The organism is Propionicimonas sp. (genome assembly GCF_047606205.1).
Classification (GTDB): domain Bacteria; phylum Actinomycetota; class Actinomycetes; order Propionibacteriales; family Propionibacteriaceae; genus Propionicimonas.
In genome coordinates, this window is the sequence record NZ_JASGES010000234.1 from 1 (window position 1) to 10,389 (window position 10,389).

The window sequence follows — 10,389 nt, forward strand, 5'->3', positions numbered from 1 at the left end:
TAGGTGAAGCCGCCGTGGTTCTCGAAGCCGGTGAGCAGGCTCTCGGTGCCGTCGGGTCGCCTCCAGCTGCTGAGGATCTCGCCGACGGCGCGCTCGGTGCCGCGCCGCGTGGTCACGTCGAGCAGGCCCAGGCCGTCGATCACCTCGTCGTGGTCGCCGACGGTGAACGTCCTGCCCACGATCTGGTAGCCGGCGCAGACGGCGAACAACACGGCGCCGGAGTCGATCGCCTCGAACAGGTGGCCGTCGGTCTTGAGCGCCCGGACCGCGGAGATCTGCGCCGCGTCCTCGCCACCTCCGAGCAGGTACACCGAGCCGGTGGCGGGCACCTCGTCGCCGGGATCCACGACGGTCAGGGTGGCGTCGATGCCGCGCCTCAGCAGTCGCTGCCGCAGCACCATCGCGTTGCCGCGGTCGCCGTAGATGCCCAGCAGCGACTGGTAGACCAGGACGATCTCGACCGGCTTCATCGCAGCCCCGCCATCTTCAGCAGCTTCTGGAACGGTGTGTAGGTGGCGACCACGTCGAGCGCGACGTCGCGGTCGCCGAGGGCGGCCCGCAGGTCCGGTTCCACGTCGTGGTCCACGCCGGCGTAGCTGAGCCGGACGGCGAGGTCCTGCGCGCGGGGCCCGGTGCACACGACGTGGCGTCCGGCCAGTTGCTCGTAGTCGACGTCCCACAGCCAGGACACGTCCTTGCCGTCGGCGGCGACCGAGTCGATCGCGAGCACGACCGGGTCGGAGGTGGCCAGGGGGAGCGCCTCGGCCCAGCCGGCCGGGTTCTTCGCCAGCAGTAGCCGGGCCCTCGTGCGTCCGAAGTGGGCGGTGGCGAAGCGCCCGGCGGGAGCGGTGACCGTGTGCATCCCGGCGAGCGCATCGGTGACGGGGACGCCGAACTCGACCGCCGCGGCCAGGGCGCAGGCGGCGTTGGACACGTTGAAGGATCCCGGTACCTGCAGGTCCGGGTGGACGCCCGTCCCGTTCGGCAGCACGATCCGTTCGCCGTTCACCCGGTAGGTCGCCTCCGGTTGGGTGAGTTCGCAGCCGGGGCAGTCCCAGCGCTCGCCGGCCCCGCTCGTGCCGCGGCGCAGCACGGTGCCGCAGGCCGGGCACAGGGCGCCGTCCGCGTTCCAGGTCGTCGAGGTCTCGACCCACACCACCCGGGCCGCGGTGCCGGCGGACCACACGACGAGGGGGTCGCAGGCGTTGGCGACGATCGTCGGGCCTGCCGCGCCGGCGGCCTGGAGAGCCAGCCGCCAGGACCGTCCGAGCGCCTTGATCTCGTGGTGGCGGTCGAGCTGGTCCCTGCTGAAGTTCAGCAGGACCAGGATCTCCGGGCGGGCGTGGGCGATCATGTCGGAGACCACACGCTCGTCGGTTTCCAGCACCGCGATGTCGGCCCGCGGCCGCTGGCTGAGTGCCGAGGCGATGCCGTAGTGGAGGTTCGCGCCATCGGCGTTCGTGACCAGGCGGTTCGTGTCGGCGCCGAGCCCCACGCGTACGGCGGCGGCGAGGAGGTGCGTGGTCGTGGTCTTGCCGTTGGTGCCGGAGACCGCCAGTACCCGGCGGCCCTGGAGCAGGTCGGCGAAGGCGTCCGGCGCGATCCGAGTGAGCACCTGTCCGCGGATGGAGGCTCCGGAGCCCCGCCCGGCGAGCCGCGACGCGAGGGCGGCCACATCGCCGATCCCGATCGCCGCCCACAGGCGGAGCCGCTCACCCCAGGGGAGGGACGCGGGCGCGGCGGGCGTACTCAGGGCGGACGGCATGGGCCCCATTGTGCCAAGTCACAGCGCATCCCCAACTCGGCGCGGCCGACGATTGACAACGTACAACCAGATAGTTGTATGTTTGAGGGGTGATCGAGCTCGACGAGGACTCCGCGGACGCGTTCTTCCACGCCCTCGCCGACCGCACCCGGCGCGACATCCTGCGCAGGGCGCTCGCGGGGGAGCACTCGGTCACCGCGCTCGCGGCGTCCTATGACATGTCGTTCGCCGCCGTGCAGAAACATGTCGCCGTGCTCGAGAAGGCAGGGCTGGTGACCAAGCGCCGTCGCGGTCGTGAGCAGTTGGCCCGTGGCGACGTGGAGGCGGTGCGGTCGGTCGCCTCGATGCTCGACGAGCTCGAGGACGTCTGGCGCGGCCGCATCGACCGGATCGAATCCCTCATCCAGGAAGGCTGACCCATCATGCCTGTCACCGATATCACCAAGGACATCGAGGCCCGCTCGCTCGTCATCACCGCGGAGTTCGCGGCTCCGGCCACCCGGGTCTGGCAGGTGTACGCCGACCCGCGGCAGCTCGAACGGGTGTGGGGGCCACCGTCCCACCCGGCAACCGTGGTGGAGCACTCGCTCACGCCCGGCGGCGTCGTGCACTACTTCATGACCGGCCCGGACGGTGAGAAGTACTACGGCGGCTGGCGTGTGCTGCAGGTGGAGGAGCCGCGCCGGTTCACGTTCGAGGACTTCTTCGCCGACAAGTCGTTCGCCCCCGTCGCCGATCTGCCGGTGTCGTCATCGGAGTTCCGGTTCGTGCCGGTCGACGGTGGGACGCGGGCCGTCTTCACCACGACCTACGAGACGGCCGAGGCTCTCCGACAGGTGCTCGACATGGGCATGGAGGAGGGCGCCACGCAGGCGACCAACCAGATCGACGCGCTGCTGGCCGAGGGCTGAGCGCATCCGTGCCGGCCTCCGCGGCACCTGGATACCCGCGGAGTGCCGAGGGGTCCGCAACCCCGGCTCGTGATGCGGGTTCGGCCGGGGCCGGCCAGGATCAGGTGGACCGGGTCGCGAGCGGGGTGCCCTCCGGACGGGTGTCGGACGGATGCCAGCCGCTCTCGTGGAGTCGATTGATGCCGTCGAGGATGAGGTCGAGCGCGAATGCGAACTCGGCGTCGTCGTCGCAGGCGGCCCCGGCGTGCGAGGCGGTGGTGGCCATCCGCACGATAGCGGGATACGACATCGCGAGGTCCGACATGACGCGTGCGCGTTCCTCCGGGCTCTCCGGGACGCGCGGGGTGGGGAGCACGTCGCGGGTGAATCCCCACATGCGGGTGCTGAGGGCGTGCATCGCGTGGTGCACGAGGTCGGCGGAGAGGCCGTCGTCGAACATCGCGGCCATGAGCGAGTCCAGGTATGCGAGCACGGTAGGGGTCGCGAGTTCGCGGGACTCGATCGCGTCCCTTGCCCAGGGGTGGGCGAGGAGCACGTGGCGAGCAGCGAGGATGCGGGCCCTGACGGTCTCGCTCCATCCGATCGGGTGGGTCGCGGAAGGAATCTGGTCGAGCACCTGATCGAGCATCTCGTCGATGAGTTGCGACCGGCTCGCGATGTGCTTGTACAGCGCCATCGGCGTGACGCCCAAGCGTTCCGCCACGCCGCGCATGCTCGCAGCGGCGAGCCCCTCCTCGTCGGCGAGTTCGACCGCGGTCCGGACGACCCGCGAGCGGTCCAGTCGGCGGCGCACGGGGGAACTTGACACATATACAGCGTACACCTAGCCTTCGGAGGCAGAAGTATACGCCGTATAGGTGACTTGGGGGCATTCGACATGACACACAATCCACGACAGCACGCACGCGCTGCCGGCATTCTCTATCTCCTCACCCATGTCACATCCGTCGCCGCCGTGCTCGCCTACGGATCCGGGCTCCTGATCGGCGGCGTCACGCTCGAATTCGTGCTCGCGATCGGATGCGTGGGGACGGGGGTGCTGATGGGAGTCCTGCTGCGTAGGCACGGCCCGGCCCGCGCAGCGACCTTTGCCCTGCTCCGCGCTGTGGAGGCGTCGGTGATCATCGCCGGTGCGCTTCCCATGCTCGCGATCGCACAACTCGCTGGCACGTGGGCGCAGTGGACGGCTGGCGCGTCTGCGCTGCACACCGCGTCCTTCCTCCTCGGGCAGGGGCTGGTGATCAGCGTCAACACGATCGTGCTCGGATGGCTGCTGTGGGACTCCCGGTCTGTGCCGCGCGGTCTCGCCACGTTGGGGGTGGCGGGCGGGACGATCGTGTTCGCCAGCAACCTTGCACAGCTGTGGGCAGTGATCCCCCTGAACGGAGTCGCGGCCGGAGTTGCCGCGTTGCCGGTCTTCTCCTTCGAGCTCTGGCTCGCGATCTATCTCATCGTGCGGGGTCTGCGCCCGCACGGCCCCACCACGGTTGCGCCGTCGATCGAGGCGGCATCCGCGTGATGACGTCGCTCGACGGCACGGAGTCGCCGTCGCATGGCGACCCCTGCTGGGCGTGACCGCGGTGGTCCTTCTCGTCGCTGTCGCTGTGCTGCCGGGCCGGTCGCGCAACTGCTCGACGGTTCCGCCGACATGTCCATCGCAACGTTGCCGGAGGTGGTGCGTCGCAGTTTCGATTTCTGGGTTGCATCGGGGGAATCCTCCCCGTCAGAGAGGAGGGCCTGCCTCGCCTTCCTCTGTACGGGCAAGGGGCGACATTCGATAGGAGACCCATCCGTGCCACGCCAAAGCGATGACCGGGACGCTATCGAGGGGCATGCCGTCTGCCGGCGAGAGTGGTGCTGGCGATCAGGCAGGCCAGCGCGAGCACAGCCGCGGTCGCAAGGCTGACTCGCATGCCGGTGAGGAACCCATCGTCGGGGCCGAGGAGCACCCCGAAGACCGCAACCGCCAGCGCGCCGCCTACCTGTCGGAAGGTGTTGGAGACTGCGCTGGCGACTCCGGCCTGGCCTTCTGGGGCGTACTCCAGGACGACGCCGGCCAGGGGTGGCATGGCTACCGAGCCGCCTCCGCCGATCAGGATCAGCGTGATGGCGACGAGCGGGATTGATCCCTCGTGCGCGAACAGCGCGATCGTGGTGAGTCCGATGACGAGCGAGGCCATGCCGAGCAGGACGGGGAACCGTCGACCGAGCCGGTTTGCCAGCGGGCCGCTGGCCAGGTTGCCGAAGAAGGAGAGGATGGCGCTGGGTAGGAAGACGAGCCCGGCAGTGGCGGGGGCGATGTGCAGGTGCTGTTGCAGGTAGAGGCTGGCGAGGAAGACGCTGCCGAACCAGGCGTAGATGAAGGTGAACCCGCCGAACATCGCCACACGCATCGCGCTGGCTCGGAACAGTCCCAGGGGCATCATCGGGTGTGGCACGCGTGCTTGGACGAGCAGGAACAAGACGAGCGCGGCCGCGCCGACGATCAGCAGGGTGACGATCAGGGGACGACCGTAGCCGATGGCGCCGCCCTCAATCAGGGCGCAGATGATCGAGCCAAGCGCGATCAGGGCGAGGACCTGGCCAGCCCAGTCAAAGGGACGGCCGTTGCGGGGCGAGCGTTGGACATGTGGGGCGAGAATCAGCATGCCGGCGCAGACGGGCACGTTGACCGCGAAGATGAGGCGCCAGTCCACGGCGGACAACGCACCGCCGAGCACTGGGCCGGCCGCAGAGGCGACCGCGCCCCCAGCTGCCCAGACACCCAGCGCTTTCGCTCGCCCCCGCGCTTCAGGGAAGGCCTCACGGATCAACGTCATCGACGCCGGGAGCATCAGCGCCGCGGTTGCGCCCTGTCCACACCGAGCGACAATGAGGGCTGGCACCGACGGCGCGATGGCACACAGCACGGACGCGACGCCGAACAAGGCGATCCCGGTGATGTAAGCGCGCTTGGCGCCGATCCGATCCGAGACGTTGCCAAGACACAGCAGCAGGACGGCGAAGAACAGGGTGTACCCGTCCAGGATCCACTGTTGCGTGCTGATGTCACCGCCAAGGCTCTGCCGGATACTGGGCAGGGCCAGGTTCACGATGCTCACGTCGAGCGTGATCAGGAAGAACCCGAGGGATGCCAGGACCAGGGCGGCGAGCGAGCCGTGTCCAGTGAACCGCTTCGGGGTCGCGGTCGCGGTCACTCCGGCTTTCAGCGGCCGACCAGGCCGAGGTGGTACTCGCCGTACCGGTCGCCATGGGCCCCGATCCGGGAGGCGAGCGCGTCGAGGTCGGCGTGTTCGTCGGCCGACAACGCGACCTGGGTTGCGGCGGCGTTCTCCTGGAGCCGTGCGGTGCGACGAGTGCCGGGGACCGGCACGATCCACGGCTGCTGCGCGAGCAGCCAGGCCAGTGCGATTTGGCCGGGCGTGACGCTCTTGGCGTCCGCCAGGTTCTTGACGTGGTCGACAAGAGACTGGTTCGCAGCGCGGTTCTCTTCGGCAACCCGCCGGATCTGTTCTGGCCGACTGTTCAGGCCGACGCTGGTGCCGCTCTCGATCCGCCAGCCGAACTTGGTCGCGATCACCACCTGGTCCCGGATCGGCTGTAGCGCCTCACCGACCAGTTCCTCGTTGACGAACGGGCCGTACACCTCGGCGGTGTCGAAGAACGTCACCCCGGCTTCGACCGCGGAGCGCAGGACGCCGATCATGTCGTCGCGGCTGCCGGGGTTGGGTCCGTAGCTCTGGGACATCCCCATACGCCCAACCCGACCGCGGAGACCCGAAGCCCCTGTCCAAGGACTCTGGTGTGCATATCAGCCCTCCTGCGCCACAGCGGCGCGGTGGTACTCACCCGTTGTGTGGTGTGGCTCGGCAACGGCCCAACTGGCCAGTAGGTCGAGTCGTTCTTGGCTGGGGGAGCCGGGCTCGGCGGTGTAGATCAGGAACGACAGCTCCGGCTCGGCGGTCAGCTCGAGACCTTCGTAGGTGAGAGTGAGGTCGCCGACCAGGTGGTGGTGGAAGCTCTTCGTTCCCGATCCGTGACGGCGGACGTTGTGCGCTGCCCAGCGGGTCCGGAACTCATCCGAGCGCGTGGACAGCTCGCCGATCAGGTCGTGCAACTGCTTGTCGCGAGGGTCGCGTCCGGCTTCGGTGCGCAGGATCGCCACAGTCACGTCCGCCGCCGCGCTCCAATCGGGATAGAAGTCCTTGGATCGCTCGTCGAGGAAGTTGAACCGAGCCAGGTTGCCTTGCCCTGGACCGTCGAAAACGTGGTCGTAGAACGCTCGTCCGAGTGGATTCGTGGCCAGGATGTCCATCCGTCCGTTGCGGACGAACGCCGGCCCGGTCGTCACCGCGTCCAGCGCCCGAAGCAGGCTCTCCCGAGCCACCCACTGCTTCGGCTTACGGCGCCTGACCGGTTCAGCACCGCCGTGGGCGACCCGCGCCAGACCAAACAGGTACTCCCGTTCGGCATCGTCCAGTTGCAGGGCACGAGCGATCGCATCCAGGACGCTGTCCGACACCCCGGACAGGTTCCCGCGTTCGATCTTCGCGTAGTACTCGATGCTGACATCGGCCAGCATCGCCACCTCGCTACGCCTCAACCCGGCCACCCGCCTACTACCAGCGGCAGGAATGCCCGCCTGGTCGGGGCTCAGCCTCGCCCGTCGAGACATGAGGAACTCGCGCACCTCTTCTCTGTCGTTCACGACCGCAACGCTACGTTGCCCCACCTCGCCGCGGGATGCCCTGCCAGTACACCCTTCAGCAGAGACTCCCACCGCTCGCTCGCTGGAGGTTTCATGGACACAGCTCGAACAGTTCGGACCACGCCTGGGCGCCGGACATCACGAAAGATGGAGCCCCGAACGAGGAGGACACCCCATGATCGACGCAGACACACAGACCCGCTGGACCGGCGGGAAGAACGCCTTCGGCGACTTCGCCCCCGGCATGGTGCACTACACCGACCAGGTGCTGTTCGACGAAGTGTGGGAACGCGAAGGACTCTCGAAACGGGATCGCAGCCTGGTCACCATCGCCGCGCTCACCGCCGTGGGGAAGATGGAACAACTCGCGTTTCACCTCGCCTTCGCCCGACAGAACGGCGTCACCGACGATCAGCTGAAGGAAGCGCTGCTGCATCTCGCGTTCTACTCCGGCTGGCCCAACGGCATGGGTGCCACCGCGGTCCTGAAGAACATCATCGAGAACGAGGACTGACCGGTCAGGTGCAGCGCCACGGACGAGCGCCGCGCCATCAAGACACTGCTGCAGCCCAAGAACGGCTGATGAACGCCGAGCGGCGATCAGCAACCCCTCTCCACGAAGGAGCGCATCACCATCAGCACCTGGCCCACCGTAGACATCGACCGCATCGCCGCCGGCGACGATCTGCACGTCGCCCCGCTCCGACCGGACGGTGCTACCACGGGGACTCCAACCTGGATCTGGTCAGTCGTGGTTGACGGACGCCTGTTCGTCCGGGCCTGGAATGGCATCCGCTCCCGCTGGTACCAGGCTGCCATGACCCAGCACGCCGGGCAGATCACCGTCGCCGGAACCACCTATGACGTCGCATTCCAGCCCGCCGACCTTGCCCTACGCGATCGGATCGACGCCGCCTACCGCAGCAAGTACGCCGACAGCCCCTACCTGTCACCGATGGTCTCAGCCGGCCCACAAGCCGCCGGCGTCGAGGTCACGCCCCACCAGCCGAAGGAACCGAGATGACTGACAACGACTTCGACAGCGTCTTCCCCCGTGGTGAGAAGAACGAGGCATTCGCCCAGTACTTCATCGGGCAGAGCTACCTCAGCCCGCTGACCACCGAGGGAGTCGCGATCTCGAACGTCACCTTCGAGCCCGGTTGCCGAAACAACTGGCACATCCACCATGCCTCCGCCGGAGGCGGCCAGATCCTGCTGTGCACGGCCGGCAGCGGCTGGTACCAGGCCGAAGGCCGCGAACCGATGAGCCTGCAAGCTGGAGTCGTCGTCGTGATCCCGGCCGGGCTGAAGCACTGGCACGGCGCCAAAGCCGACTCCTGGTTCAGCCACCTCGCCATCGCCGTACCGGGCGAGAACCCCAGCAACGAGTGGTGCGAGCCAGTGACCGACGAGTACTACAACCACCTGAGGTGAGGACGAACCATGATCCTGAACGAGACCTACACTCTGGCCAACGGCATCAAGATCCCCAAGCTCGGCCTGGGCACCTGGTTCATCGATGACGCCGACGCCGCTCGGGCCGTCCGGAACGCCGTCCAGCTCGGCTACCGCAACATCGACACCGCGCAGGCTTACGGCAACGAACGCGGCGTTGGTGAAGGCGTCCGCAGCAGCGAGGTCGTCCGCGAGGATCTGTTCGTCTCCACCAAGCTGGCTGCCGAGATCAAGAATCACGACGAGGCAGTCGCCGCGATCGATGGTTCGCTGGCGACCATGGGGCTGGACTACATCGACCTGATGCTGATCCACTCCCCGCAGCCGTGGTCCGACTTCCGTGGCGGTACCTACGCCGAGGGCAATCGGGAGGCCTGGCGCGCGTTGGAGGAGGCGTACCAGGCCGGCAAACTGCGCGCGATCGGAGTATCCAACTTCACCCAGACCGACCTGGAGAACATCCTGGCGAACTGCACTGTGGCGCCGCACGCCAACCAGCTACTCGTACATGCCGGCAACACCCCTATCGAGCTGATCGCCTACTGCCGGGCCAAGGAGATCCTGGTGCAGGCCTACTCGCCCATCGCCCACGGCGAGATCCTGGGGAACCCCGACATCACCGCGATGGCAGCGAACTACGGCGTCAGCGTCCCCCAGCTGTGCATCCGCTACGTCCTCCAACTGGGCACCCAAGCGCTGCCCAAGACCGCCAACTCCGACCACATGCGGGCCAACGCCGACCTCGATTTCGAGATCTCGGACGGCGACATGCTGGCGCTGCGGAGCCTCGACGTCACTGACTACGGCGAGTACAGCTTCTTCCCGGTCTACAGCGGCAAGTAGCGACCTGATCGGTCTCCTGGTTGCCGCGGTTTCCTCTACTCAGGAGCCCCCAGGGGACTGTCCGGGAAGTCAGCTGCTGGTGTTGAGGACCTCGATGGTGCAGCGGGGGCCGGTTGATCGGGCGAGACGCCGATCGCCAGTGAGCAGGGGCGCCTGGAGTGCTTCGGCGAGGGCGACGTAAGCAGCGTCGTAGAGCGTCAGGTTGTTGCGCAGCTCCCAGCACCGGGCCAGGAGCGAAGTGTGCTCGACCCGCTGGATCGGTATCTCCCGCAGATCATCCAGCGCCAGAGCGACCCGGCGAGGATCGAGCTGCCCGGCACGGGCCAGACCGCGCCACACCGAAGCCACCTCAAGGTCGATCAGGGACGGCGCGGCGAGCTGTTCACCGAGCAGCCGATCCCGCACCGTGTCGCCGTCCGGGCCGTCGTCGAGCAGGGCGACGGCCACGACGCTGGCGTCAATGACGAGCACGGTCGAGCCGCAGCGCACTGACCGCATCGGCCAAGGGCAGTGAGCCACCGGCCCGACCTCCGGCCCGGGCCAGTACCTCGTCCACGGTCGGCCGGGACGCCTCGGCGATCAGCCTCGAGCGCAGGTACTCCTGCAACGACTGGTGCGCCGCGCCCGCCCGCTGTCGCAGGACCGCGTGGGTGTCCTCGGGCACGTCCTTGATCTGGATGTTCGGCATGGAGCCATTATGGCGCCAA

General features: G+C 68.1%; 14 protein-coding genes and 1 pseudogene. 7 read left to right on the forward strand and 8 right to left on the reverse strand.

Annotated elements, in window-relative coordinates; genetic code table 11:
* Together QM633_RS14640 and QM633_RS14645 are read right to left on the reverse strand one after the other, a co-directional pair.
* A pseudogene (locus QM633_RS14640) lies at positions 1-470 on the reverse strand (glutamine amidotransferase); the annotation flags it as partial.
* Positions 467-1,765, reverse strand: coding sequence for a MurT ligase domain-containing protein (locus QM633_RS14645; protein WP_415154503.1), 1,299 nt, complete (start codon positions 1,763-1,765; stop codon positions 467-469). The gene QM633_RS14645 and the pseudogene QM633_RS14640, both read right to left, overlap by 4 nt.
* Before the next feature lie 89 nt (positions 1,766-1,854).
* On the opposite strand from QM633_RS14645, the gene QM633_RS14650 reads away from it, so the two are divergent.
* Complete coding sequence (locus QM633_RS14650) at positions 1,855-2,181, forward strand: ArsR/SmtB family transcription factor (RefSeq protein ID WP_415154504.1); 327 nt, start codon at positions 1,855-1,857, stop codon at positions 2,179-2,181.
* A gap of 6 nt (positions 2,182-2,187) precedes the next feature.
* Complete coding sequence (locus QM633_RS14655; RefSeq protein WP_415154505.1) at positions 2,188-2,676, forward strand: SRPBCC family protein; 489 nt, start codon at positions 2,188-2,190, stop codon at positions 2,674-2,676.
* Positions 2,677-2,776: 100 nt separating this feature from the next.
* On the opposite strand, the gene QM633_RS14660 is transcribed toward QM633_RS14655, so the two are convergent.
* On the reverse strand, positions 2,777-3,484 hold the full coding sequence (locus QM633_RS14660; RefSeq protein WP_415154506.1) for a TetR/AcrR family transcriptional regulator: 708 nt from the start codon (positions 3,482-3,484) through the stop codon (positions 2,777-2,779).
* A gap of 69 nt (positions 3,485-3,553) precedes the next feature.
* Between QM633_RS14660 and QM633_RS14665 the strand changes: the two genes are divergently transcribed.
* The gene (locus QM633_RS14665) at positions 3,554-4,195 is read left to right on the forward strand and encodes a DUF4386 domain-containing protein (RefSeq protein ID WP_415154507.1); all 642 of its coding nucleotides are present in this window, start codon (positions 3,554-3,556) and stop codon (positions 4,193-4,195) included.
* Positions 4,196-4,496: 301 nt separating this feature from the next.
* Here the strand turns inward: QM633_RS14665 and QM633_RS14670 are convergent, their stop codons facing one another.
* The 3 genes from QM633_RS14670 to QM633_RS14680 all read right to left on the reverse strand — a co-directional run bounded on the left by QM633_RS14670 (position 4,497) and on the right by QM633_RS14680 (position 7,384).
* Positions 4,497-5,873, reverse strand: coding sequence for an MFS transporter (locus QM633_RS14670; RefSeq protein WP_415154508.1), 1,377 nt, complete (start codon positions 5,871-5,873; stop codon positions 4,497-4,499).
* Positions 5,874-5,881: 8 nt separating this feature from the next.
* Positions 5,882-6,424, reverse strand: coding sequence for an aldo/keto reductase (locus QM633_RS14675; protein WP_415154509.1), 543 nt, complete (start codon positions 6,422-6,424; stop codon positions 5,882-5,884).
* A 63-nt stretch (positions 6,425-6,487) separates the two neighbouring features.
* Complete coding sequence (locus tag QM633_RS14680; RefSeq protein ID WP_415154510.1) at positions 6,488-7,384, reverse strand: helix-turn-helix transcriptional regulator; 897 nt, start codon at positions 7,382-7,384, stop codon at positions 6,488-6,490.
* A gap of 175 nt (positions 7,385-7,559) precedes the next feature.
* On the opposite strand from QM633_RS14680, the gene QM633_RS14685 reads away from it, so the two are divergent.
* The 4 genes from QM633_RS14685 (at position 7,560) to QM633_RS14700 (ending at position 9,682) form a co-directional block, all read left to right on the forward strand.
* Positions 7,560-7,898 (forward strand): carboxymuconolactone decarboxylase family protein, encoded by a 339-nt coding sequence (locus QM633_RS14685; protein WP_415154511.1) that lies wholly within the window; start codon positions 7,560-7,562, stop codon positions 7,896-7,898.
* Positions 7,899-8,051: 153 nt separating this feature from the next.
* Entirely contained in the window at positions 8,052-8,408 is a 357-nt protein-coding gene (locus QM633_RS14690; protein ID WP_415154516.1) for a DUF2255 family protein, read from the forward strand.
* On the forward strand, positions 8,405-8,818 hold the full coding sequence (locus QM633_RS14695) for a cupin domain-containing protein (protein WP_415154512.1): 414 nt from the start codon (positions 8,405-8,407) through the stop codon (positions 8,816-8,818). The genes QM633_RS14690 and QM633_RS14695 overlap by 4 nt, the downstream gene beginning before the upstream one ends.
* 9 nt (positions 8,819-8,827) lie before the next feature.
* Entirely contained in the window at positions 8,828-9,682 is an 855-nt protein-coding gene (locus QM633_RS14700) for an aldo/keto reductase (RefSeq protein WP_415154513.1), read from the forward strand.
* Between the two features lie 69 nt (positions 9,683-9,751).
* On the opposite strand, the gene QM633_RS14705 is transcribed toward QM633_RS14700, so the two are convergent.
* Positions 9,752-10,180: a type II toxin-antitoxin system VapC family toxin gene (locus QM633_RS14705; RefSeq protein ID WP_415154514.1), complete on the reverse strand. Its 429-nt coding sequence runs from the start codon at positions 10,178-10,180 to the stop codon at positions 9,752-9,754.
* Positions 10,140-10,389, reverse strand: a 250-nt coding sequence (locus QM633_RS14710) for a FitA-like ribbon-helix-helix domain-containing protein (protein ID WP_415154515.1), incomplete at its 5' end; no start/stop codon positions are given. The genes QM633_RS14705 and QM633_RS14710, both read right to left, overlap by 41 nt.

Excerpts from the sequence above, each read along its gene's own strand:
- QM633_RS14645 (WP_415154503.1), bottom strand. The coding sequence starts at position 1,765 with ATGCCGTCCGCCCTGAGTACGCCCGCCGCGCCCGCGTCCCTCCCCTGG.
- QM633_RS14655 (WP_415154505.1), top strand. The coding sequence starts at position 2,188 with ATGCCTGTCACCGATATCACCAAGGACATCGAGGCCCGCTCGCTCGTC.
- QM633_RS14665 (WP_415154507.1), top strand. The coding sequence starts at position 3,554 with ATGACACACAATCCACGACAGCACGCACGCGCTGCCGGCATTCTCTAT.
- QM633_RS14675 (WP_415154509.1), bottom strand. The coding sequence starts at position 6,424 with ATGTCCCAGAGCTACGGACCCAACCCCGGCAGCCGCGACGACATGATC.
- QM633_RS14685 (WP_415154511.1), top strand. The coding sequence starts at position 7,560 with ATGATCGACGCAGACACACAGACCCGCTGGACCGGCGGGAAGAACGCC.
- QM633_RS14695 (WP_415154512.1), top strand. The coding sequence starts at position 8,405 with ATGACTGACAACGACTTCGACAGCGTCTTCCCCCGTGGTGAGAAGAAC.
- QM633_RS14700 (WP_415154513.1), top strand. The coding sequence starts at position 8,828 with ATGATCCTGAACGAGACCTACACTCTGGCCAACGGCATCAAGATCCCC.
- QM633_RS14705 (WP_415154514.1), bottom strand. The coding sequence starts at position 10,180 with ATGCGGTCAGTGCGCTGCGGCTCGACCGTGCTCGTCATTGACGCCAGC.